The sequence below is a fragment of the Pseudomonas floridensis genome (genome assembly GCF_002087235.1).
Taxonomy (GTDB): Bacteria; Pseudomonadota; Gammaproteobacteria; order Pseudomonadales; family Pseudomonadaceae; genus Aquipseudomonas; species Aquipseudomonas floridensis.
Map to the genome: position 1 here is coordinate 1 of NZ_MUIO01000037.1, position 21693 is coordinate 21693.

Consider the following 21693-nt stretch of genomic DNA (forward strand, 5'->3'; position numbering starts at 1 on the left):
CCGCCAGAATCAGCAGCAAACCTGAGGCAACCAGCAGAGCGGCAATCGTGCTGCCTATGCGCCTGCGCCATGAACCCTGACCTTTGGGGCGCAGTCTGCGGGCGTCGAAACCATCGGATACTTTCATTCCGATTTCCTCAGTGAGTATCGGCGCTCTGACCCGGACAGGCTGGCCTGGGTTCCCGTTCAGGGCGCAAAGAGGGAGGGTAAGGGATGGGCGGTTATGTGAACCGGTTCACACAACCTGTCCTTCAGGCAGGGCTTGAGTAATGTTCAAACCAGGTCTTTGGTCAGGGCGAGCGTGGCAAAATTGTCCGCCATGATCGCCATTTCCGTTCTGTGCACGACGTGTGCACTGACCACGCCTTGCGGGCTGGGCAGGTCGCGGGTGGCGCAGGCATCGTCGACCAGTGTGCAGCGATAACCATAATCTTTGGTGGCGCGCACAGTGGTGCTGATGCTGGAGTGGCTCATGAAGCCGCAGATTATCAGGTCCAGATGGCCGAGGCTTTGTAACAGTTCGTGCAGGCCCGTGCCATTGAAGGCGTTGGGCAGGCGCTTCTCGACCAGGTGTTCATCGCCCTGTGGCAGCAATTCAGGAACCAGTTGGCCACGTTCGCCCTGAGGGTCGAACAGACCGCCGACGGTGCCGAGGTGGCGCACATGCACGATCGGGCATTTGACGGCGCGGGCTCTGGCGACCAGTTGGCCGATGTTGGCCAGCGCCTCGTCGATACCGGTCAGGGCCAGCGGGCCACTGAGGTATTCCTTCTGGGCATCGATGATGATCAGCGTGGCATTACTCAGGCTGGCCGGCGCGTGAACACGGCCGCTGAGTTGAAACATGGTCTTGATGGAAGGCATTCGGGGGGCTCCTTTGAATGGGGCTTTTGCGACATTGTCCTCTGGCTGAGGGGTTATGGGAATGGTCAGCGTTGCAAGTCACGGTTTTTGTGGCCTGCAGGGCAGGTGACGGTGCGCACAGCTGGCGGTTTGCCTTGATGACCGGACCCGAATGGGCGAAACTTCCACGCCTGCCCGCGCCGGTCAGCGACAAGACAGATGCCTTGTTCCGCACCTGGCGTTCCAGAGTGGCCCGTCGTTTTCTCAAGGAGTCTGTCCATGATCACTTCCCGTTTACGCACCGTGCGCGACCACATTCGCTGGGCCGTCAGCCGGTTTCACGAGGAAGATGTGTTTTTCGGTCATGGCACTGACAACGCCTGGGACGAGGCGCGTCAACTGGTGCTTGGTGCACTGCATCTGCCTTGGGAGATCGCCGACAGCTATCTGGATTGTCGCCTTGAAGTGGATGAGATTTCCGAACTGCAGCGTCTGATCAAGCGCCGCATTGACGAGCGCGTTCCCACGCCTTATCTGTTGGGCGAGGCCTGGTTCTGTGGCATGTCGTTCATCGTCGATGACCGCGTGCTGATTCCGCGCTCACCCATCGCCGAGCTGATCGAAGAGCGTTTTGCGCCCTGGCTTGCCAGCGAGCCGACACGCATTCTGGACCTGTGCACCGGCTCGGGCTGCATCGGCATTGCCTGTGCCGACGAGTTCCCGGAGGCCGAAGTCGCGTTGGCCGATCTGTCTTACGATGCCTTGGAAGTCGCCAATCAGAATATCGAGCGTCACGGCATGGAAGACCGTGTCTACACAGTGCAGGGCGATGGCTTCGACGGCCTGCCGGGTCAGCGTTTCGACTTGATCGTGTCCAACCCGCCGTACGTCGATGCCGAGGATTTCGCCGACATGCCGGATGAGTATCAGCACGAACCGGAACTGGCGCTGGCCTGCGGCAGCGACGGGTTGAACCTGGTGCGCCGCATGTTGGCCGAGGCGGCGGATCACCTGACCGAGAAAGGTCTGCTGATCGTCGAAGTGGGCAATAGCCAGGTGCACGTTCAGGCGCTGTACCCGGAGGTGGATTTTGCCTGGCTGGATTTCCGTCGCGGCGGGCATGGTGTGTTCATGCTCACCGCCGAGCAGTGCCTTGCGCATCAGGCACTGTTTCAGTCACGTATCTGACGGGACGCATCGGTTGAGGCCGCGGTTGCGATGATGCTGCCTGAGCCTCACCGGTGGGTCGCGATCCAGATCAGTAGCCCGGCCTGAAAGACGGCAAAGGTCACCAGGCAGGCAATCGTGAAGCGCAGGCTGCTGTCCTCGCGCTTGTATTTGCTGACCCGGTCTTCATGCTGGCGGATGGTGACTTCCTGTTCCAGCAGGTTCTTCTCGGCTTTCTCCAGCATGTGCGACGCTTCGAGAATCTCGATGATCTGCACCTTGTCGTTGTTCCACGTGCTGTGCAGGTTGCCGACGTGTACTTCCTTGATGCTGCCTTTCATGTGTTGCGCATCGGCGTAGACCACCTCAAAACCCAGCGTACGCAAAAAGTGATCGCGACGCAGGCGGGTGTCCTCGTTCAGGCCATCCTTACTGGCCAGCGCCACGCTTTCGATTTTGTAGGAAGACCATTTGCGTTGCGCCCAATGCACGCCATGCGCAATCAGAAAACGGCCGATGCCGCGGTTCCATGGCTCGATCTGCAGACCCGACTCCGGCCCGAAGCGCACCTTGCGTTGTTCATGATCCACCCAGATGTCCAGGTTGTTCTGTTCTTTGCGTACGCGCTGGCCGGGCAACTGAATATTGATGCGCAGCAGGCTCAGTTCCTTGCTGTGGCGCTCGGCGCGGCCGAACTGAACGAAGCGCAACGGCCGACCACCAGTGGCGCGGTCCGTCGGCAACGGCGACAGGCGCAGCATCTGAAAACTTTCCGGCACCACGTCTTCCCACGGTTGGGGCGGGGCGGGTGCGGCAGCTTCTGCGTTTTCGGGTGCGGCAACGGTTTCGGTCATAGTGGTGTCAGTCATTGAGGGCGATCCTGTCCATGACCTTATGCAGCAAACATAAGGTCAGCACTTCGCTATCGGCCGCCTTTGCCCGGACTGAAGGGTGAACGGTTTGCTGGCGTCAAATCTCTCGTCAGGCCCCAGGCACCGCGTTGATGAACCGCAGGATGCGGGCGGTCACTTCCTTGGCCAGCGGCTGCGTCGGGTTGCGATAGGACAACATCTGCTGTTGCAGGTCATCGGGCACGATGCGCAACACATGGTTCATGCCGTCAATGAGCGCCAGCTCAGCGTCAGGCCGGGCCTTTTGCAACAGCAACGCGTCACCCACGCCGACCTGAATGTCGTTGCGACCCTGAACGATCAGCGCAGGCATTGTCAACGCGCCGAATGCTGCCGCCGGGTCCTGTCTGAACAGCGAAATCAGATAAGGCTGCACGCTGGGTCTGAACACCACCTCAAGCGCCTGCGGCACCTTGTCATCGGTCTTGCCGCCCTTGAGTTCGTCGAGCAGTTCGTTGCTGCGCTGCAGCAGTTCGGGTGGCAGACGCTCCTGAAACTGCTCGCGCAGCACTTGATCCACCGGCCGTCCGGTCCCGGCGACTGAAATCACTGCCGCGGCCCCGGCCTTTTCAGCGGCCAGGGTCGCTACCAGCGCGCCTTCGCTATGGCCCAGCAAAATCAGCTTGCCCAGGCGAGGATTGGCCCTGATTGCCCTGACCCAGAGCTGCACGTCGGCGACATAACGCTCCACGCTCAGGTCGCGTTCGTCCGGTGTCACCGCCTTGCTGGCAGCGACGCCGCGCTTGTCATAGCGGACGCTGGCGATGTTGTGAGTGGCAAGGACGACCGCCAGACGCTTCATGCTGTCGTTGCGTCCGCCTTCGGGGTTATTACCGTCGCGATCGGTAGGACCTGAGCCGGCGATGATCAGGACGACGGGTACTGGCTTGTCGGACCTCGGCATCAGCAGGGTGCCGTAGAGTTTCCCGTTACCGGTGTCCACGCTCATCGGCCGCTGCACCACATTGGGCGTGGCGGCACTGGCCACACTGGCGCAGAGCGTGAGTATCAAGGTCATCAGCACGGTCAGCAGGCGCAGCAGGCAGGAAGCTTTCATCAGGGGATCAGCAGATAACATCGCAAGGCCATCATTGGGGCGGGGTATCGCTTGGACGCACGCCGTTACAGAAGGTTCGAGGATGAACTGAGCGACGAGCCTGCGTATACTGGCGCGCTTGATTTAACGATCTGGTTTTTTGGCTGATTTTTCGGAGCGCCCGCATGTCCGGCAACACTTTCGGCAAGCTGTTCACTGTCACCACTGCCGGCGAAAGCCACGGCCCGGCGCTGGTCGCTATCGTCGACGGCTGCCCGCCAGGGCTCGAGCTGGACCTGCAGGACCTGCAGCGCGATCTGGATCGCCGCAAGCCGGGCACCAGCCGGCACACCACGCAGCGTCAGGAGGCCGACGAGGTCGAAATCCTCTCGGGTGTCTTCGAAGGCAAGACCACTGGCGCTTCCATTGGTCTGCTGATCCGCAACACGGACCAGAAATCCAAGGATTACTCGGCCATCAAGGACCTGTTCCGGCCTGCGCATGCCGATTACACCTATCACCACAAGTATGGCACTCGCGACTACCGTGGCGGTGGCCGCAGTTCGGCGCGCGAAACGGCCATGCGCGTGGCGGCGGGAGCCATTGCCAAGAAGTACCTGGCGAGCCAGGGCATCGTCATCCGCGGCTACATGAGTCAATTGGGTCCGATCCAGATTCCGTTCAAGACCTGGGATTCGGTCGAGCAGAACGCGTTCTTCTGCCCCGATCCTGACAAAGTGCCGGAGCTGGAGGCTTACATGGACCAGTTGCGTCGCGATCAGGATTCGGTCGGTGCGAAAATCACCGTGGTCGCCGATGGTGTGATGCCGGGCCTGGGCGAGCCGATCTTCGACCGCCTGGATGCCGAACTGGCCCACGCGCTGATGAGCATCAATGCCGTGAAGGGTGTGGAAATCGGCGCTGGTTTCGATTGCGTTGCCCAGCGTGGCACCGAGCACCGTGACGAAATGACCCCGGAAGGCTTCCTGTCCAATCAGGCGGGCGGCATTCTCGGCGGGATTTCTTCCGGTCAGCCGATCATTGCTCATCTGGCGCTCAAGCCCACTTCCAGCATTACCACGCCGGGTCGCTCGATCGATGTCGAGGGCAACGCGGCGCAGGTGGTCACCAAAGGGCGTCACGACCCCTGTGTCGGGATCCGCGCTACACCCATTGCCGAAGCCATGATGGCGATCGTGCTGCTGGACCATCTGCTGCGTCATCGCGGACAGAACGCCGATGTCAGCGTCGGCACGCCCGTCCTGGCTCAGTTGTAATGGGTGCTGCCACTGTCGCGGACCGCTAGCGTGGCGCCACACGCTGGCGGGCAGCTTCCTTACTGGCGGCTGTCCGGGTTCTATCTGTGTTACTTCGCCTTGCTCGGCTCGGCGGCGCCGTTCATGGCGCTTTACCTGCATCATCTGGGTTTCAACAGTGCCCGGATCGGCGAACTGATCGCCATTCCGATGCTGATGCGTTGCGTGGCTCCCAACATCTGGGGCTGGCTGGGCGACTACACCGGACAGCGTCTGATCATCGTACGTTTCGGCGCGCTATGCACATTACTGGCATTTTCACTGATTCTGTTCGACCACAGCTATGCCTGGCTGGCGATGGTGATGGCCTTGTATGCGTTCTTCTGGCACGCAATCCTGCCGCAGTTCGAAGTCATTACCCTGGCGCACCTGCAAGGGCAGACCGCGCGCTACAGCCAGATCCGCTTGTGGGGCTCCATCGGTTTCATTCTCGCGGTGGTCGTGCTCGGGCGGGTGTTCGAGTGGTTCAGCCTGGACCTGTTTCCTCACGTCCTGCTGGTGATAATGGCTGGCATCGCGGCAAGCAGTTGGTGGGTGCCGAATGCACAGCCGCAGGTGTCGAGTCGACCGGCTGACGAAGGTGGTTTTCTCAAGCAACTGTTGCGGCCCGGTGTGCTGACGTTCTATGTCAGTGTGGCGCTGATGTTGCTCAGTCATGGGCCTTACTACACGTTCCTGACCCTGCACCTGGAAGCGCTCGGCTACAGTCGCGGCCTGATCGGTTTGCTGTGGGCGGTCGGCGTGGTGGCCGAGGTCTTGATGTTCATGGTCATGAGCCGGATTCTGGTCCGGTTCTCGGTTCGTCAGGTGCTGCTGGCCAGTTTTCTGTTGGCGGCGCTGCGCTGGCTGCTGTTGGGCGCGTTTGCCGGACACCTGTTTGTATTATTGGCCGCGCAGGCCATGCACGCCGCGACGTTCGGCAGCTTTCACGCCGCTGCCATTCATTTCGTGCAACGTAGCTTCGGTCCCCGCCAGCAAGGTCAGGGGCAGGCGCTGTATGCGGCACTGTCCGGCGTGGGCGGGGCGCTGGGCGCTTTGTACTCCGGTTACAGCTGGAATGCGCTGGGTCCATTCTGGACTTTTGCCATCGCCAGCCTTGCGGCGCTGGCCGCAGCCGTCATGATTGTCACACCCAGGAAAGAGGAAGGTGTATGACCCGCGAACACTTGGCGCAGGAAATCATTGAAGCCGGTCGGTTTCTGTACGGCCGCGGCTGGTCGCCTGCTACCAGCAGCAACTATTCGGTCCGGTTGTCGGCCAGCGAAGCGCTGCTGACAGTGTCCGGCAAGCACAAAGGGCAACTGGGCATTGACGATGTACTGGCCACCGACCTTCAGGGCAACAGTCTGGAACCAGGCAAGAAGCCTTCGGCGGAAACGCTGCTCCACACCCAGTTGTACAGCTGCAAACCACAGGTCGGCGCCGTGCTGCATACGCATTCGGTGAATGCCACCGTGCTGTCCAGGCTGACCGAGGCCGATCATCTGGTGTTCGAGGACTATGAACTGCAGAAAGCCTTTCAGGGCGTGGTGACCCATGAATCAAGAGTGGTCGTGCCGATCTTTGACAACGATCAGGACATTGCCCGCCTGGCGGCCAGAGTTCAGCCGTGGCTCGATGCGCATCCGGACTGTGCCGGTTATCTGATTCGCGGTCACGGTCTCTACACGTGGGGTGCGCGCATGAGCGATGCGCTGCGGCAGATCGAGGCGTTCGAATTTCTGTTCGAGTGCGAACTGAAGATGCGTGCGGTGTTGAACCGTTGACCGTCACGCGTTAAACAAACGTGTGTGCCTGACCGGCCTGTAAAAGCCGGAAGGCTTTGCCAAGCCAAAAGCCGAGGAATTCATGCCATGAGCAGCCTGTCCGTTTATCACGTTTCAAGCCCTGACGTACCCAACAAGGTGTTGACCCATCTTGAAGACATTGCCTCCACCCTGGCCGAGCAGGGCGTTTCGTTCGCTCGCTGGGAAGCCGCCACGCCGATCACGCCGGGTGCTTCGCAGGAAGAGGTGATTCACGCCTACCGTGCCCAGATCGATGCGTTGATGACCGAGCATGGTTACGTCACCGTGGACGTCATCAGCCTCGACAGCAACCATCCGCAGAAGGCCGAGCTGCGTGCGAAGTTTCTTGAAGAGCATCGCCATGGTGAAGACGAAGTGCGGTTCTTCGTGGCGGGCAGGGGCCTGTTCACCCTGCACATCGACGATTACGTCTACGCCGTACTGTGCGAAAAGAATGACCTGATTTCGGTGCCTGCCGGCACGAAACACTGGTTCGACATGGGCGAAAACCCGCACTTCGTTGCCATCCGTCTGTTCAACAACCCTGAAGGCTGGGTCGCGAACTTTACCGGTGAAGACATTGCGGGCCGCTTTCCAAGACTTGAAGACTAATGACCGTGGATGACTCAGCGTCATCCACGGTTGCATAGACGCCGTTTGAAAGGAGCCAGACCCTGATGCCCATAAAAGCCATCCTCACGGATATCGAAGGCACGACCAGTGCGGTGAGCTTCGTTTTCGATGTGCTGTTCCCGTTCGCCAAAAAACATTTGCCGGACTTCATTCGGCAAAACGCCGACACGCCGGCGGTGGCGCAACAACTACAGGCCGTGCGCGCCGAAAGCGGTGAGCCTGAGGCCGACGTGGAGCGTGTCATCGAGATTCTCCTGCAGTGGATCGCCGAGGACCGCAAGGCCACGCCGCTCAAGGCGCTGCAAGGCATGGTCTGGGAGCAGGGTTACAACGCTGGCCAGCTTAAAGGCCATGTTTATCCGGATGCGGTCGAGGCACTGAAGCGCTGGCATGCAGAGGGCTACAGGCTTTACGTGTATTCCTCCGGCTCGATCCAGGCCCAGCAACTGATCTTCGGCTGTTCCGAAGCGGGCGATCTGTCCGGGCTGTTCAGTGGCTTTTTCGATACCACCTCCGGGCCCAAGCGCGAAGCACAGTCGTACCGCACCATTACCGCAGCCATCGGGTGCGAGCCGGGCGAGATTCTGTTTCTGTCTGACATAGTCGAAGAACTGGACGCCGCGCAGGCAGCGGGCATGGCCACCTGCGGTCTGGTGCGCGCCGAGGGCGTGCTGTCAGGCCATGAGAATGTCGCCAGCTTCGCGGTTATCGACCCGACGGTTTTCTAGTATTCAGCGTTCCCGGACGCTGCACCAGGTGATTTTCTGTCAGCAGCGTCCTGCTCTGGAGTCGGACGCTGCCTGTCTGTGAGTGCGTTAATCCTGTTTGTTCAAGGGGTTGTTTTTAAACGTTTTCAATCGTGTAAGTTCGCGTTTTCGGACCCTTCGTCGACCAGGCACCCACGGTGCCGGTGATGGAGGGAGAGAGGGAGCGGCCGCGATGTGCAGTGCCATGACAGACAATGCAACGATGGGTTTATTGATAGAACAGATGGTCAGCACGATCACCGAAACCGATGGTCGGATGGCTATCGAAAATGCACTGCGATGGTTGAGGCGTGAATGCGGTTGTGAACGGGCGATGTTCTACCAGTTCAAGGACTCGCAACTGCTGACGTTCGTGACCTCGAATGTCGACGAGCGGTGGGGAGAGGCGTTTCGTCGGCAGCACATGATCGTTCACGATCCTGTGCTGCGGTTTTACTGCAATCATCTTGGCTTTCTGGACTGGCGCGATGCAGTCAGGCATCACCTTCCACCGCCCTGGTACGACGAACTGCTGGAGACCTGCGAACTCACGCCCGCACTTTCATACGGATACACCAGCCCTTGCCGGGGCGTCAGCGGCGTGACTTCTGTTCTTACCCTTGCTGCAATGGAGTCCAATACCACCCCAAATGACAAATACCTGGTGACCAGCCTGGTGCCGGTGTTGCATCAGGTTGGTCGTGGTATCCAGTTCAGCTCTCGTGGGCTGACGCAGAAGGAGCTGGAAACCTTGCAGTGGGCGAGGGACGGGAAGACAGCGTGGGAAATTTCGATGATTCGGGAGGTGTCCGAAGCTACGGTGAAGTACCACTTCAAGACCATCTACTCCAAACTCGGAGTGGCCAACCGTGCGCAGGCGGTGGGCGAAGCGCTATGCCGCGGCTTCATCGTCTGAAAGGCAAAAAAAAGCCGCGAGAACAAAAGTGTAATCGCGGCGAACAAGGGATGAGAGAGCGTACAGCGGCGTCACTCAGGCATGAGTGACGTAAAACATTAACGCGTGTGATAAGTCGGCAGATCGAAACGATGCTGGCTTTGCAGCATCGAAATTGCTGGCAGTTCACTGGCTTGTGCAGCCAGGTCGCGACGAATTGCGCTGATGACCCATTCCAGCTGAACCGGGGTGTGCAATTGCGCATAAGAAACGGAGCGGCGGATCTGTTTGCCTTCATCGTTGCGCAGCGACAACAGCACGCCGCCATCCGGGCGCGGCTGAGTGGTCACGGTGTAGTCGGAAAATACAGATGCGAATTTTTCTTGAATAAAGGTCATGTCTAGCGGCTCCATTGCTCATGGGATAACAAGCTTGGAAAGACTAGTGCAGTGTCTGTGCCACAATTTGCGTTAATTTTTTTCCTTTAAAATCAATAGGTTATAGATCTGTTATTTTTGAGGTCTCGTGCATTTTGCATGAATGCCTGTCGGGCATCCTGCATTTTGCCGTTTATAGGGAACCAAATGACTTGAACAGAGATCAGGTGCGCATTTTTGCCTATAGGGTACATAGTCAAACCCGATCCAATAGCCGGATCGAACAGCTGGCGAGACTTGCGGTCAGTGTGTTTACCGCTGCCGGGTACATCGGATTCCCGGATGACCGTGCGCCAAGGAGTGATTGATGACCGATTCAACGACCAGTCAACCTAAAGTCATGACTGATGAAGAGACCGCAGAGTTCGCGGAACAGGTGTTCAACGTTGCGCGCCAGGGCGATGCCGTCATGCTTGAGCGTCTGCTGAAGAAGGGCTTGCCTGCCGACCTGCGCAACCACAAGGGCGATACCCTGCTGATGCTGGCCAGTTACCACGGGCACCAGGATGCTGTCCGGGTCCTGCTTGATTACAAAGCCAACCCCGAAATTCGCAACGACAATGGCCAGAGCCCGATAGCCGGCGCAGCGTTCAAAGGCGATCTGACGGTGGTGAAAATGCTCGTTGAAAGCGGGGCGGAAGTCGAGGGTGCTTCGGCCGACGGACGGACCGCGTTGATGATGGCGGCAATGTTCAACCGCGTGGAAATAGTCGATTACCTGATCGGCAAGGGTGCCGATCCGCATGTACGCGACGCCAAAGGTGTGAACGCGTTGACGGCTGCACAGACAATGGGTGCAACCGGTACTGCGGAACAACTGATCAAGCTGGGCGTGCAGCCCGTCTGATCAGGCTCCTCATTGGCCTGACCAAGGCTTACAGGGACATAGAGGTGCGAAGGATTTCCCGTTATCCTTCGCGCCTCTTTTTTTGCCCGCTATCAGGATTTCCCCCATGAAAGATGCCCTCGTCGAATTAATCAGCAAAATCAGTTCGGGGTGCATGGGCGATGACGAGATCGTGCGCGTGGCCGACGAAGCGGCCCAGGCCTACGCCGATCCGCAGGCTTTCCTGGCCGCCAATCCGGATATCAACTACGACGACACGTTCCCGATTCCACTGGGTGAATGGGTCGTAGTCGGCAGCCTGCCGGAAACCGTACTGTTTCAAGCCGACACCTATGCCGACCTGTTCGAGCAGATCGTCCAGTCATTCGGCAAAGATGTGGTCTTTAACATCAAGCCTAAACAGCTGACCAAAGTCGAGCCGCTGGTAGCGCTCAACCGGATCCAGATCCAGTTGAGCAGCATGAACAAGGAAATGGGCGGTTACACGCTGATGGACTTCAGTCAGCCGCTGGACGATGAGCTGCAAGCCGTGCTGGTATACGGCGTTGATCAGGCACGTGTACTGGAACTGGCAACCGCTGCGGGCATTCACGCGGCCCCTTCGTTGCAGGCGCTGCGCAGTTAGCCCAGCGCGGTGTCCAGAAACATCATCACTGCGAATCCACCCATCAGGCCCAGCGTTGCAGAGGTCTGGTGACCGTTGCGGTGGGTTTCCGGTATGACTTCGTGAGACACCACGAAAATCATCGCGCCCGCCGCCAGGCCCATGCTCAGCGGGTAGGCAATGGCGAAGCCGCTGGAAATGCCCAGGCCGATCAGCGATCCCAAGGGTTCCATCAGGCCTGAGCCGATGGCGACCAGCATGGCCCTGAACGCCGAAAGGCCGGTGGCGCGTAACGCCAGTGCAATCGCAAGGCCTTCGGGGATGTCCTGAATCGCGATCGCGGTGGTCAGTGGCAGGCCGACATTCATATCTCCGCCTGCGAAACTCACGCCGATGGCCATGCCTTCGGGCAGGTTGTGCAGGGTGATGGCCAGCACGAACAGCCAGACCCGGTTGATGCGCTCCGAATGGGGCCCCTGACGTCCGACGCTTTCATGTTCATGCGGCGTGAATCGGTCCAGCCCGAGCATCAACAGCACACCCAGCGCCAGCCCGGTGACGACGGTCGCCGCCGCGAACGGTCCGGTGCCGGTGATCTCCCGTGCAGCCTCAAGCCCCGGCAGAATCAGCGAGAACGAACTGGCTGCCAGCATCATGCCCGCCGCAAAGCCAAGCATGATGTCCTGGGTACGTTGGGCGACGTTGCGGAACGCGACCGCCATGACAGCGCCCAATGCGGTGGCCGCGAAGCCTGCAGTCCCGCCCAGCAAGGCGTAGTTGAAGTTGACCTGGCTGGTGCCGAAGAATGCGTTGTACAGACTGACCGCCCCAAGCACCACAACGATCAGGGCGGCAAAAACGAATCCCAGGCTGACCAGCGGGCTGCTTTGAAGCTGAGCGAACCATGTCGCCCGGAGTGTTCGCGGGTGTGCGGAAGGTTGCATGAAGGGCTGTACCTTTTCTGATGAGCCTGTAGCCAAAACGTCCACATGACATGTCGAAGCGGATCTCTCAGTTTCGGAGCCTGAAAATAGGCGGTTGGTTCAACGGAACCCCTGAACGGCGCAACCATCCTAGAAGTATCGGTATTCAATCAGGGGCAACACCATGGGTTCTACGTTCAACGGTCTGGTCGGTCTGATCATCCTGGCGCTCGATATCTGGGCCATCATCAATGTGCTGAAAAGCGGAGCCGAGACTGGCAAGAAAATCCTCTGGGTGTTGTTGATTGCGCTGCTGCCTGTTCTAGGTTTGATCATCTGGGCGATTGCAGGTCCGCGCGGCAACGTGCGCATCTGACGTTACTAAAGTGTGCGAACGGCGCCTGATTACGTTGGTAATCAGGCGTTTTTTGCTTTCAGGGCAGGGGACTTGCGGCCGGTGCACACCTGGCCGTTCGTAGAGAGGTTCGACCTGTCATGTTCCGCGACGTAGAATGCGCGCCTTTGTTGCGGGCGGCCGGCCGTCCTGTCATCTGTCTTTAGCGGGAGCTTACTCATGAGTGATTATCAGGAAACGTTATACGAAGGCTACGGCCAGCGCTTTCGTATGGAAAAAATGCTTCACGAAGTACGCACCGAGCATCAGCATCTGGTGATCTTCCAGAACCCGCGCATGGGTCGCGTGATGGCGCTCGACGGCGTGATCCAGACCACCGAGGCCGACGAATTCATCTACCACGAGATGCTGACTCATGTGCCGATCCTCGCTCACGGCGCTGCCAGGCGCGTGCTGATCATCGGTGGCGGTGACGGCGGCATGCTGCGTGAAGTGGCCAAGCACTCGACCGTCGAACACATCACCATGGTCGAAATCGACGCGACGGTGGTCGAGATGTGCAAGGAGTTCCTACCCACTCACTCCAACGGCGCGTTCGAGGATTCCCGCCTGAATCTGGTGATCGACGATGGAATGCGTTTCGTGGCGACCACCGAAGAAAAGTTCGACGTGATCATCTCCGACTCCACCGACCCGATCGGTCCGGGCGAGGTGCTGTTCTCGGAGAACTTCTATCAGGCTTGCCATCGCTGCCTGAACAAAGGCGGCATTCTGGTCACTCAGAACGGCACGCCTTTCATGCAACTCAGTGGCGTCCAGACTACCGCCGGACGCATGAACGGCCTGTTCGCCGACTGGCATTTCTATCAGGCGGCGGTGCCGACCTACATCGGCGGCGCCATGACCTTCGCCTGGGGCGCCACCGACAAGGCTTACCGCAAGCTGCCGCTGGAAACCCTGCGACAGCGCTTCGCGGGCAGCGGCATCGTGACCCGTTATTACAACCCGGACGTTCATATCGGGGCGTTCGCCTTGCCGCAGTACGTGCTCGGTGCGATCAGCAAACCGAGCAACGACTGACACCGCAGGACGCCGTTCGCTCGACGTTTCAGGCCGGGGCGCCTGAAACGTCGCGCCAGCGCGGTCTGCCTGACCGGGCGCGACAAAATTTTCACACCGCGTGACCCAGAATTGCGCGCGATGTTGCGCCCGCAGGTACCCATGACACGCTGAGTGAGCGCCAAACGCCTGGCGATCAAGTAGTATCTGCCCCCCTTGCAGCCGCCGTTGATTCGATCGAACGCCGGTGTCGCATGCCTGAACCCAACCCTGAATCCACCGGATCCTGACAACCATGGCCAAAACGGACGCCCAGATTCATCGGCAAGCTTTGTCCCGCCTGCACAACCCGACCGTCAAATCACATCTGGCTTACACACTGCTCAGCGGCCTGGCCCTGATGGTGATGTACACGCTGTTGCGTATCGGTCTGCTGGTCTATAACCGCGAGATGATCGGCGACACGCCCGCTTCGACTTTCATCGAGGCGCTGTTCAATGGCATGCGTTTCGACCTGCGGCTGACGGTCTATCTGCTTATTCCGCTGATGCTGTCGCTGTTCAGTGCGCGGGCCATGGCAGCGCGTGGCTTTTTCCGTTTCTGGCTGACCCTGGTCGGCAGCATCACGCTGTTCTTCGGCCTGATGGAGATGGACTTCTACCGCGAATTCCATCAACGCCTGAACGGGCTGGTGTTCCAGTACGTCAAGGAAGACCCGAAGACCGTGCTGAGCATGCTGTGGTACGGCTTTCCCGTGGTGCGTTACCTGCTGGCGTGGGCCGTCGTGACCTGGCTGCTGAGTCTGGTATTCAAAGGCATCGACCGCGCGACACGTCCGCGTCAGAACGGTCCTGCCGGTACGGTCGGCACGCGCACCATCGCGCCTTGGTACATGCGTATCGGCGTGTTCTTCCTGGTGCTGATCGTTGCCGTCATCTGTGCTCGTGGCACCTTGCGTCAAGGACCTCCGCTGCGTTGGGGTGATGCATATACCACTGAATCCAATTTCGCCAACCAGTTGGGCCTCAATGGCACGCTGACGTTGATCACTGCCGCGAAAAGCCGCATGTCCGAGGATCGCGACAACATCTGGAAAGCCACGCTGCCGCAGGCCGATGCACAACAAACCGTGCGCGAAATGTTGCTGACGTCGCACGACAAGCTGGTCGAACCGGACATCGCCGCGGTCCGCCGCGACTTCACGCCGCCTGCGGAAAACACCTTGCCGATCCGCAACGTCGTCGTGATTCTGATGGAAAGCTTCGCCGGTCATTCGGTTGGTGCGCTGGGCAGCGATGCCAACATCACGCCGAACTTTGACCGACTGTCAAAGGAAGGCCTGCTGTTCGATCATTTCTTCTCCAACGGCACTCATACCCACCAGGGCATGTTCGCCACCATGGCCTGCTTCCCGAACCTGCCGGGTTTCGAATACCTGATGCAGACCCCGGAAGGCAGTCACAAGCTGTCGGGTCTGCCGCAGCTGCTAAGCACGGGCCGCAACTACGACGACGTCTATGTCTACAACGGCAACTTTGCCTGGGACAACCAGTCGGGCTTCTTCAGCAACCAGGGCATGACCAACTTCGTGGGTCGTGAAGACTTCGTCAACCCGGTGTTCTCCGATCCGACCTGGGGCGTTTCCGACCAGGACATGTTCGACCGTGGCGCTCAGGAGCTCAAGGCACGTCAGGACGGCAAGCCGTTCTATGCACTGCTGCAGACGCTGTCCAACCACACGCCCTATGCCCTGCCGGAAAACCTGCCCGTGGAGCGCGTAACCGGTCACGGCTCGCTGGATGAGCATTTGACCGCCATGCGTTATTCCGACTGGGCACTGGGCCAGTTCTTCGAGAAGGCCAAGAAAGAGCCTTACTTCAAGAACACCCTGTTCGTGGTGCTGGGTGACCACGGTTTTGGCAACAACAAGCAACTGACCGAAATGGACCTGGGCCGCTTCAACGTCCCGCTGTTGCTGATCGGTCCGGGCGTGCAGGAGAAGTTCGGCCAGCGCAGCAGCATCGTCGGCACTCAGGTCGACGTGGTGCCGACCATCATGGGTCGTCTTGGCGGCGAGACGCGTAACCAGTGCTGGGGACGTGACCTGCTGAACCTGTCGGAAGGTGACAAGGGCTTTGGCGTGATCAAGCCGTCGGGCAGCGAGCAAGTGGTGGCCATCATCAGCGGCAACCGCATTCTGATCGAGCCGACCGAAATGCCTGCCAAGCTGCTGACCTACACGCTGGGCGCCAAGCCGCACGCCGAAGAAGTGCCGGACGCGCCGGACACCGATGAGCTCAAGCGCAAACTGGAAAGCTTCCTGCAGACCGCGACCAAGAGCCTGCTGGATAACACGGCGGGCGTGGAAGCGAGCAAGAACAGAAACTGAAGCCAGTCGCGTCGTCCGGCCACTGCCGGGTGATGCGTTGAGTTGATCGTTTCAGTCAACACCAAGGCCCTCGGCATTTAGTGCGAGGGCCTTTTTCTTATCCGTTTGGGGCTGTTTGCAGTGCGCAATCCATTGGAACGAATGCCGTGGCCAAAAGGTCCAGAGTTAGGTAAGTCAGAGTGCCTGGCTTGCCGACTCTGGAGGCATTGATGAAAAAGTGGGCCATTTTGTATATGGACAAGGATGGTGTGCAGCAACGCCATGACGTGCCATGGCGGACTCGCCCCAGTGAAGAGGACGCTGCGCGCCTGCTGCGCAAGGATTTGTATCCGGTCACGGACAAGCTGGATCTCAACGACCTGGAAGGCAGGACCGACAAGCCGACGGTCAAGACCCTCAAGGACCATAACAGCGTCAAGATCATTTCCATTACAGAAACGAAGTGATCCATGGTTGCAAAAAAATCTTGATGCACCAATCACTTGGCAATCGCCTCGTGATGGGTCTACTCTGCAAACGAGGCCGCCAAGGTGGCCTCTGACACAGGTCCATCACCGGCCTGTTTCAGGTCCGGTCAGCTACATGCTTGATTCCCCTCGCCAGAGTATCTGGCGTGCCGCGACTTACATGCGGGTCGCTCGGGAAGCGTTGAAACTCTATCTATCGTTGCATAGGAGGACGTTTCATGAGCACAGCCTATCAAGAGGACATCAGCAGTAACGTACTGCGTCGCATGAAAGAAGGCGGTTTTGACTTTGCACGAATCCATCCCATCGAGTTCTATGCCATTTTTCCCGACGAGGAACGGGCACGGCAGGCTGCAGAAAAATTTCGCGGTGAGTCTCTCAACACTCAGATCAATGTGCGAGACGACGGTGCCTGGCACCTGCAACTGAGCAAAGTGATGTATGCCACTTACGATGGCATCGGTGATTTCGAGCAAGATTTTCAGATGGTCATTTCGCCAATGGACGGGGAGGTTGAAGGCTGGGGTGTCACCCAGGAAATCAGAAGACTGCACGCCTGATTCGGTGTTCTTGAAACATGAAAGCTGACCGGCCGACCTGGAGAAACATGCCAGGTCGGCCGGTCTGGTTTTTGGGGCGCATTTCGGCAGCCGAACCCCGCCGTTTGCGCTTCGTTTTCGACGGTTTAAGGAGGCTTTCAGCGTTGCGTGCGCAAAAAAAAGCCACTCAACAGAGTGGCGCAAAGGGAAGTCCGGTCAGGAACGCGTTAAGGTGCATCGCACTCGCTGAAAAATAGGGTGGGTGGCAAAACTGACGTTTGATGCCCTGTTTGCTCGGTTGCTGGCGATTATGGCGAACTAATATCGGGTTCGGAAATCAACTCTGACTATGCGGATCATAGATTTCACGGTTGAATGACGCTTCCGAATGACGCATACGAGAAGTGGCTGGGGCGTTTGTCGCACAGGAATGGTGCGCTGCCTGCCAGGTGTATATCTAACTTATTGATATTCAAGCGTTTATGCCGGTGGCACGGGCCTTGCGAAGCCTAAGGTGTCCATGGTGACAAGGAGTACGGCATGATCCGCACCTTTTATGACGAGATGTACGACGCTGGCGGTCTGGTCCGCCCGCATTATCGGGAATTCGCCCGCTGGCTGGGCGATACGCCCCCTGAGCTGCTGGCTCAACGCAGGCGTGAAGCCGATTTACTGTTTCATCGCGCCGGGATCACGTTCACGCTCTACGGTGACGAGCAGGGTACCGAGCGGTTGATTCCGTTCGATACCATTCCGCGCAGTATCCCGGCCAGCGAGTGGCGGGTGGTGGAGCGCGGCTGCATTCAGCGCGTCAAGGCGCTGAACATGTTTCTCGCCGACCTCTATCACGATCAGCGCATTATCAAGGCCGGGATCATTCCTGCCGAACAGGTGCTGGCCAACGAGCAATATCAATTGGCGATGCAGGGCCTGAATCTGCACCGCGATCTGTACTCGCACATTTCCGGCGTCGATCTGGTGCGCGACGGTGACGGCACGTATTACGTGCTTGAAGACAACCTGCGCACGCCCAGCGGTGTGAGTTACATGCTCGAAGACCGCAAGATGATGATGCGTCTGTTCCCCGAGCTGTTCGCAGCGCAGCGCATTGCCCCGATCGATCATTACCCGAATCTGTTGCTGGACACCCTCAAGAGCTCCAGCCATCTGGACAACCCGAGTGTGGTGGTGCTGACGCCGGGCCGCTTCAACAGCGCGTTCTTCGAGCATGCCTTTCTGGCACGCGAGATGGGCGTTGAACTGGTGGAGGGCGCCGATCTGTTCGTGCGCGATGATCGTGTCTTTATGCGCACCACCGACGGCCCGAAAGCGGTCGATGTGATCTACCGTCGTCTGGACGATGCGTTCCTCGATCCGCTGGCGTTCAATCCCGATTCGATGCTTGGCGTGCCCGGCCTGCTGGCGGCTTACCGTTCCGGCAACGTGGTGTTGGCCAACGCCATCGGCACCGGCGTAGCAGACGATAAATCGGTGTATCCGTATGTCACCGACATGATCCGTTTCTACCTCGACGAAGAACCGATTCTCAAGAACGTGCCCACCTGGCAGTGCCGCAAACCCGAAGAGCTGTCCCATGTGCTGGCCAACCTCAAGGACCTTGTCGTCAAGGAAACCCAGGGTTCCGGCGGCTACGGGATGCTGGTCGGGCCTGCGGCAACGGCTGCCGAGATCGAGGCCTTCCGGGTCCGGCTCAAGGCCAAGCCGCACGCGTACATCGCTCAGCCTACGTTGTGCCTGTCGACCTGCCCGACATTCGTCGAGAACGGTATTGCCCCGCGCCACATCGATCTGCGCCCCTTCGTGCTGTCCGGGCGTGAAACCCGCGTCGTACCCGGCGGCCTGACCCGCGTAGCCTTGCGTGAAGGCTCGCTGGTGGTGAATTCGTCTCAGGGTGGCGGAACCAAAGACACCTGGGTGGTCGAGGATTAAGGATGCCTGCCAATGTTAAGTAGAACTGCCTCGGATCTTTTCTGGATGTCGCGTTACCTGGAGCGAGCGGAGAACCTCGCCCGAATGCTGGACGTGAGCTATTCGCTGTCGCTGATGCCCCAGGACGGGCGTGGTGACGGGCTGGATGAAATAGCCATGCCGTTATTGATCACCGGTACTCTGGAAACCTATATCGAGCGCCACGGTGAATTGCATGCCGAGCGCATGCTGCACTTTTTCGCCCTGGATGCGAGCAACCCGGCCAGTATCTACAGCTGCCTGGGGGCGGCACGTGCCAGTGCGCATGCAGTGCGTGGCCGAATTACCGCCGACATGTGGGAGAACATCAATTCCACCTGGCTGGAAATCCGTGGTATTGCCCAGCAGGGCCTGACGCGCTACGGCATGAGCCGTTTCTGTGAGTGGGTCAAAGAGCGCTCGCACCTGTTCCGCGGCGCGACCTACGGCACCATCATGCGTAACGACGCGTTCCGTTTCATTCGGCTGGGGACGTTCATCGAGCGTGCCGACAACACCATGCGCATGCTCGACGCCCGTTATGAAATGCTCGAATTGCGCGGGCCGCAGGCCAATGCCGCAGCGGACAACTCCGCCGCCGGTTATTACCAGTGGAGCGCGCTGTTGCGGGCGCTGTCTTCGTTCGAGGCGTATACCGAAGTCTATCGCGACGCACCAGGAGCCCGTCAGGTTGCCGAGCTGCTGCTGTTGCGCGCCGACATTCCGCGCTCGCTGCGAGCGTGCCTCGAAGAGATGGACCTGATTCTCGCCAGCCTGCCCGGTGTCAATGGCAGGCCCGCGCAACGCATGGCCGCCGAGATGGATGCACGGCTGCGCTATACCAGCATCGACGAGATCCTGAATGAAGGTCTGCATGAGTGGTTGAACGAATTCATCCCGATGCTGGCCCAACTGGGTGATGCTATCCACACTTCGTACCTGGAGGCTGCATGAGACTCTCAATTAGCCACGAAACCACCTATCACTATGATGATCAGGTACGTTCGAGCATCCAGTACCTGCGCCTGACCCCCCACGACAGCGAGCGCCAGAAGGTGCTCAGTTGGCAATTGACCTTGCCGCGCGAGGTGCGTGCGCAGGTCGATCCGTTCGGCAATATTCTGCACGTGCTGAGTCTGGAGGAGCCACACGAGGCGATCATCATCGGTGCGCGTGGACAGGTTGAAATCGATGCGACCTGTGAGGCCGAGCATGAAAGTCAGTCACCTTTGCCGTTTCTGCGGGTGACGCGCCTGACCGAGCCTGATGAAGCGATTCGCAGTTTCGCCGCCACGCATTGCGGCACCCGTATCGACCGTACGGCGCTGATCGATTTGATGCAGGCGTTGAATCAGCACATGACTTACACGCAGGGCGCGACGGAGGTCGACACCAGTGCGGCGAAGGCCTTTGCCGGGCGTTCCGGTGTCTGTCAGGATCACACTCATGCCTTCCTGGCATGCGCCCGCACGCTGGGCATACCAGCGCGTTATGTGTCGGGTTATCTGTGCAGCGAAGACAGCGATCATCTCTCCAGCCATGCTTGGGCGGAAGCCTGGATCGATGATGCGTGGTACAGCTTCGATGTGACCAATCAGTTGGCGATTCCCGAGCGCCACCTGAAGCTGGCCGTAGGTCTGGACTATCTCGACGCCTGCCCGGTACGTGGCATGCGGCGTGGCGGCGGGGCAGAGCAGATGCACGCCAAAGTGGTGGTTTCGCCGATGGTCAGCGTGCCGAAGACCAAAGCCCGGGTCCAGGGGCAGGCACAGCACCAGTGATCGTTGCGAACTGACGCGCGCCGGGCAGTGCATTCATAAACATGCACTGCCCGATGTTCATTGCAGTTTATTCATGCAATTGAATGTTTATTCTGCCGGGTCATCCGTAATGTCATACAGGGCATTGTGCAACTCTTCATAGTTGCCACCGTTGATCACGCTGTAATAACCGGCTTTCATCAGCTTGTCCTGAGCCCGATTGGCTTTTTCATTGGAACTGCTGAAGATCACGAACACCGCGTTACGGTCGTTGAGCACCAGTTTCATCTGATTGACCAGCCGCACTTCATCGACGCGCACGGCGTTCAACACGGTGCCGGCGTCGTAGTCGGTCTGGCTGCGGATGTCCATTGCCAGTTTACCTTCCTTGAGTGCCAGAACCGCTGCGGCCTGATCCACTTCACCCGCCTGAGTGGTCAGGCTGCCCGCCAGTGCAATGAGCGCTATCCATTGACGCATGAGCCATTCTCCCTTCATTCGAATGGGAAGAGTGGCATAGTTGCGCGCGGTTCGATAGCGCAAGTTGACTAACCGAACAACCGTGTCAGGTTCGGCAAGATCAACAGAAGTGTGGTGGCAAAGACGATAAGTCCGGCCTGACGTACTTTCGAATGTTTGAACATGGCTGACTGCCTTTTGTTGTTATTCCTGAGCGACAAAAGCTGACCACATGCATAAGCGGTAATGCGGGCAGCTGGCAAAGGTGGATCACTTGGGCTTTGTACGAACAGAGGCTGCGCTCGGTGATGCGGCGTTAAAAACAGGCGCGGTATGCTCACTTACACTACGTAGATTCCGCTTGCTTGCCCGTGTTTGCCTTGCCTGACCTTCGCCCGTCAACTTTCGTACAGCGCCTGGAACAGGGAGGTTCGATCAATTGACCGCAACCTGAAGCAGCATTATTTTTATCGCGCCGTCCTGTTACAGACTTAACCTTAGAGGCCGCGTGCCCCGCGCTTTAGAATCGTTTAGAATTTGCACGCTGCTTTT

General features: G+C 58.9%; 23 protein-coding genes. 17 read left to right on the forward strand and 6 right to left on the reverse strand.

The features are described from left to right. Nucleotides 1-273 precede the first annotated feature (273 nt). Nucleotides 274-864: a cysteine hydrolase family protein gene (locus tag BZK31_RS11190; protein WP_083182717.1), complete on the reverse strand. Its 591-nt coding sequence runs from the start codon at nucleotides 862-864 to the stop codon at nucleotides 274-276. Between the two features lie 258 nt (nucleotides 865-1122). On the opposite strand from BZK31_RS11190, the gene prmB reads away from it, so the two are divergent. After that, a complete protein-coding gene (gene prmB, locus BZK31_RS11195; RefSeq protein ID WP_083182718.1) occupies nucleotides 1123-2031 on the forward strand; it encodes a 50S ribosomal protein L3 N(5)-glutamine methyltransferase in 909 nt (302 codons plus the stop codon). A gap of 47 nt (nucleotides 2032-2078) precedes the next feature. Here prmB and BZK31_RS11200 read toward each other — a convergent pair whose 3' ends face one another. Together BZK31_RS11200 and BZK31_RS11205 are read right to left on the reverse strand one after the other, a co-directional pair. Next, entirely contained in the window at nucleotides 2079-2879 is an 801-nt protein-coding gene (locus tag BZK31_RS11200) for a hypothetical protein (protein WP_083182719.1), read from the reverse strand. Between the two features lie 112 nt (nucleotides 2880-2991). Next, nucleotides 2992-3978 carry an alpha/beta hydrolase gene (locus BZK31_RS11205; protein ID WP_415639548.1) on the reverse strand — a complete coding sequence of 329 codons (987 nt, stop codon included), beginning with the start codon at nucleotides 3976-3978 and terminating at the stop codon, nucleotides 2992-2994. A gap of 164 nt (nucleotides 3979-4142) precedes the next feature. Between BZK31_RS11205 and aroC the strand changes: the two genes are divergently transcribed. The 6 genes from aroC to BZK31_RS11235 all read left to right on the forward strand — a co-directional run bounded on the left by aroC (nucleotide 4143) and on the right by BZK31_RS11235 (nucleotide 9355). Then, entirely contained in the window at nucleotides 4143-5234 is a 1092-nt protein-coding gene (gene aroC / locus BZK31_RS11210) for a chorismate synthase (protein WP_083182721.1), read from the forward strand. Between the two features lie 30 nt (nucleotides 5235-5264). Continuing rightward, a complete protein-coding gene (locus BZK31_RS11215; RefSeq protein WP_083182722.1) occupies nucleotides 5265-6428 on the forward strand; it encodes an MFS transporter in 1164 nt (387 codons plus the stop codon). Next, nucleotides 6425-7039: a methylthioribulose 1-phosphate dehydratase gene (locus BZK31_RS11220; protein ID WP_083182723.1), complete on the forward strand. Its 615-nt coding sequence runs from the start codon at nucleotides 6425-6427 to the stop codon at nucleotides 7037-7039. Before BZK31_RS11215 ends, BZK31_RS11220 begins: the two co-directional genes overlap by 4 nt. Nucleotides 7040-7126: 87 nt before the next feature. Beyond that, on the forward strand, nucleotides 7127-7672 hold the full coding sequence (locus BZK31_RS11225; RefSeq protein ID WP_083182724.1) for a 1,2-dihydroxy-3-keto-5-methylthiopentene dioxygenase: 546 nt from the start codon (nucleotides 7127-7129) through the stop codon (nucleotides 7670-7672). Between the two features lie 65 nt (nucleotides 7673-7737). Beyond that, nucleotides 7738-8421, forward strand: coding sequence for an acireductone synthase (gene mtnC / locus BZK31_RS11230; RefSeq protein ID WP_083182725.1), 684 nt, complete (start codon nucleotides 7738-7740; stop codon nucleotides 8419-8421). A 211-nt stretch (nucleotides 8422-8632) separates the two neighbouring features. Continuing rightward, nucleotides 8633-9355, forward strand: a complete 723-nt coding sequence (locus tag BZK31_RS11235; protein ID WP_083182726.1) for a helix-turn-helix transcriptional regulator — start codon at nucleotides 8633-8635, stop codon at nucleotides 9353-9355. Between the two features lie 98 nt (nucleotides 9356-9453). On the opposite strand, the gene BZK31_RS11240 is transcribed toward BZK31_RS11235, so the two are convergent. Beyond that, nucleotides 9454-9732 carry a DUF3509 domain-containing protein gene (locus BZK31_RS11240; RefSeq protein ID WP_024688140.1) on the reverse strand — a complete coding sequence of 93 codons (279 nt, stop codon included), beginning with the start codon at nucleotides 9730-9732 and terminating at the stop codon, nucleotides 9454-9456. Between the two features lie 346 nt (nucleotides 9733-10078). Here BZK31_RS11240 and BZK31_RS11245 point away from each other — a divergent pair, with 346 nt between their 5' ends. Both BZK31_RS11245 and BZK31_RS11250 read left to right on the forward strand, forming a co-directional pair. Next, nucleotides 10079-10618 (forward strand): ankyrin repeat domain-containing protein, encoded by a 540-nt coding sequence (locus BZK31_RS11245; protein ID WP_083182727.1) that lies wholly within the window; start codon nucleotides 10079-10081, stop codon nucleotides 10616-10618. A 106-nt stretch (nucleotides 10619-10724) separates the two neighbouring features. Further along, nucleotides 10725-11243, forward strand: a complete 519-nt coding sequence (locus BZK31_RS11250) for a hypothetical protein (protein WP_083182728.1) — start codon at nucleotides 10725-10727, stop codon at nucleotides 11241-11243. Here BZK31_RS11250 and BZK31_RS11255 read toward each other — a convergent pair. Continuing rightward, nucleotides 11240-12166 (reverse strand): ZIP family metal transporter, encoded by a 927-nt coding sequence (locus BZK31_RS11255; RefSeq protein WP_083182729.1) that lies wholly within the window; start codon nucleotides 12164-12166, stop codon nucleotides 11240-11242. The genes BZK31_RS11250 and BZK31_RS11255 overlap by 4 nt on opposite strands. A 163-nt stretch (nucleotides 12167-12329) precedes the next feature. Between BZK31_RS11255 and BZK31_RS11260 the strand changes: the two genes are divergently transcribed. The 8 genes from BZK31_RS11260 (at nucleotide 12330) to BZK31_RS11295 (ending at nucleotide 20703) form a co-directional block, all read left to right on the forward strand. Next, nucleotides 12330-12521: a PLDc N-terminal domain-containing protein gene (locus BZK31_RS11260; RefSeq protein WP_083182730.1), complete on the forward strand. Its 192-nt coding sequence runs from the start codon at nucleotides 12330-12332 to the stop codon at nucleotides 12519-12521. A gap of 198 nt (nucleotides 12522-12719) precedes the next feature. After that, nucleotides 12720-13580, forward strand: a complete 861-nt coding sequence (gene speE, locus BZK31_RS11265) for a polyamine aminopropyltransferase (RefSeq protein WP_083182731.1) — start codon at nucleotides 12720-12722, stop codon at nucleotides 13578-13580. A 274-nt stretch (nucleotides 13581-13854) separates the two neighbouring features. Then, a complete protein-coding gene (locus BZK31_RS11270; protein WP_083182732.1) occupies nucleotides 13855-15948 on the forward strand; it encodes an LTA synthase family protein in 2094 nt (697 codons plus the stop codon). A gap of 209 nt (nucleotides 15949-16157) precedes the next feature. Then, nucleotides 16158-16394: a hypothetical protein gene (locus tag BZK31_RS11275; protein WP_083182733.1), complete on the forward strand. Its 237-nt coding sequence runs from the start codon at nucleotides 16158-16160 to the stop codon at nucleotides 16392-16394. A 239-nt stretch (nucleotides 16395-16633) separates the two neighbouring features. After that, nucleotides 16634-16975 (forward strand): ribonuclease E inhibitor RraB, encoded by a 342-nt coding sequence (locus BZK31_RS11280; protein ID WP_083182734.1) that lies wholly within the window; start codon nucleotides 16634-16636, stop codon nucleotides 16973-16975. Nucleotides 16976-17494: 519 nt separating this feature from the next. Then, complete coding sequence (locus BZK31_RS11285; protein WP_083182735.1) at nucleotides 17495-18904, forward strand: circularly permuted type 2 ATP-grasp protein; 1410 nt, start codon at nucleotides 17495-17497, stop codon at nucleotides 18902-18904. 12 nt (nucleotides 18905-18916) lie between these two features. Next, the gene (locus tag BZK31_RS11290) at nucleotides 18917-19876 is read left to right on the forward strand and encodes an alpha-E domain-containing protein (protein WP_083182736.1); all 960 of its coding nucleotides are present in this window, start codon (nucleotides 18917-18919) and stop codon (nucleotides 19874-19876) included. After that, the gene (locus BZK31_RS11295) at nucleotides 19873-20703 is read left to right on the forward strand and encodes a transglutaminase family protein (protein WP_083182737.1); all 831 of its coding nucleotides are present in this window, start codon (nucleotides 19873-19875) and stop codon (nucleotides 20701-20703) included. The genes BZK31_RS11290 and BZK31_RS11295 overlap by 4 nt, the downstream gene beginning before the upstream one ends. Before the next feature lie 87 nt (nucleotides 20704-20790). Here the strand turns inward: BZK31_RS11295 and BZK31_RS11300 are convergent, their stop codons facing one another. Next, nucleotides 20791-21162: a rhodanese-like domain-containing protein gene (locus tag BZK31_RS11300; protein ID WP_083182738.1), complete on the reverse strand. Its 372-nt coding sequence runs from the start codon at nucleotides 21160-21162 to the stop codon at nucleotides 20791-20793. Nucleotides 21163-21693: the final 531 nt, after the last annotated feature.

What these genes read in the sequence shown, in the direction of transcription:
- BZK31_RS11205 (WP_415639548.1), bottom strand. Translation starts at nt 3,978, where the DNA reads ATGAAAGCTTCCTGCCTGCTGCGCCTGCTGACCGTGCTGATGACCTTG.
- BZK31_RS11295 (WP_083182737.1), top strand. Translation starts at nt 19,873, where the DNA reads ATGAGACTCTCAATTAGCCACGAAACCACCTATCACTATGATGATCAG.
- BZK31_RS11255 (WP_083182729.1), bottom strand. Translation starts at nt 12,166, where the DNA reads ATGCAACCTTCCGCACACCCGCGAACACTCCGGGCGACATGGTTCGCT.
- BZK31_RS11190 (WP_083182717.1), bottom strand. Translation starts at nt 864, where the DNA reads ATGCCTTCCATCAAGACCATGTTTCAACTCAGCGGCCGTGTTCACGCG.
- BZK31_RS11220 (WP_083182723.1), top strand. Translation starts at nt 6,425, where the DNA reads ATGACCCGCGAACACTTGGCGCAGGAAATCATTGAAGCCGGTCGGTTT.
- BZK31_RS11200 (WP_083182719.1), bottom strand. Translation starts at nt 2,879, where the DNA reads ATGACTGACACCACTATGACCGAAACCGTTGCCGCACCCGAAAACGCA.
- mtnC (WP_083182725.1), top strand. Translation starts at nt 7,738, where the DNA reads ATGCCCATAAAAGCCATCCTCACGGATATCGAAGGCACGACCAGTGCG.
- prmB (WP_083182718.1), top strand. Translation starts at nt 1,123, where the DNA reads ATGATCACTTCCCGTTTACGCACCGTGCGCGACCACATTCGCTGGGCC.
- speE (WP_083182731.1), top strand. Translation starts at nt 12,720, where the DNA reads ATGAGTGATTATCAGGAAACGTTATACGAAGGCTACGGCCAGCGCTTT.
- BZK31_RS11235 (WP_083182726.1), top strand. Translation starts at nt 8,633, where the DNA reads ATGTGCAGTGCCATGACAGACAATGCAACGATGGGTTTATTGATAGAA.
- BZK31_RS11260 (WP_083182730.1), top strand. Translation starts at nt 12,330, where the DNA reads ATGGGTTCTACGTTCAACGGTCTGGTCGGTCTGATCATCCTGGCGCTC.
- aroC (WP_083182721.1), top strand. Translation starts at nt 4,143, where the DNA reads ATGTCCGGCAACACTTTCGGCAAGCTGTTCACTGTCACCACTGCCGGC.
- BZK31_RS11225 (WP_083182724.1), top strand. Translation starts at nt 7,127, where the DNA reads ATGAGCAGCCTGTCCGTTTATCACGTTTCAAGCCCTGACGTACCCAAC.
- BZK31_RS11270 (WP_083182732.1), top strand. Translation starts at nt 13,855, where the DNA reads ATGGCCAAAACGGACGCCCAGATTCATCGGCAAGCTTTGTCCCGCCTG.
- BZK31_RS11285 (WP_083182735.1), top strand. Translation starts at nt 17,495, where the DNA reads ATGATCCGCACCTTTTATGACGAGATGTACGACGCTGGCGGTCTGGTC.
- BZK31_RS11250 (WP_083182728.1), top strand. Translation starts at nt 10,725, where the DNA reads ATGAAAGATGCCCTCGTCGAATTAATCAGCAAAATCAGTTCGGGGTGC.
- BZK31_RS11240 (WP_024688140.1), bottom strand. Translation starts at nt 9,732, where the DNA reads ATGACCTTTATTCAAGAAAAATTCGCATCTGTATTTTCCGACTACACC.
- BZK31_RS11280 (WP_083182734.1), top strand. Translation starts at nt 16,634, where the DNA reads ATGAGCACAGCCTATCAAGAGGACATCAGCAGTAACGTACTGCGTCGC.
- BZK31_RS11290 (WP_083182736.1), top strand. Translation starts at nt 18,917, where the DNA reads ATGTTAAGTAGAACTGCCTCGGATCTTTTCTGGATGTCGCGTTACCTG.
- BZK31_RS11275 (WP_083182733.1), top strand. Translation starts at nt 16,158, where the DNA reads ATGAAAAAGTGGGCCATTTTGTATATGGACAAGGATGGTGTGCAGCAA.
- BZK31_RS11245 (WP_083182727.1), top strand. Translation starts at nt 10,079, where the DNA reads ATGACCGATTCAACGACCAGTCAACCTAAAGTCATGACTGATGAAGAG.
- BZK31_RS11300 (WP_083182738.1), bottom strand. Translation starts at nt 21,162, where the DNA reads ATGCGTCAATGGATAGCGCTCATTGCACTGGCGGGCAGCCTGACCACT.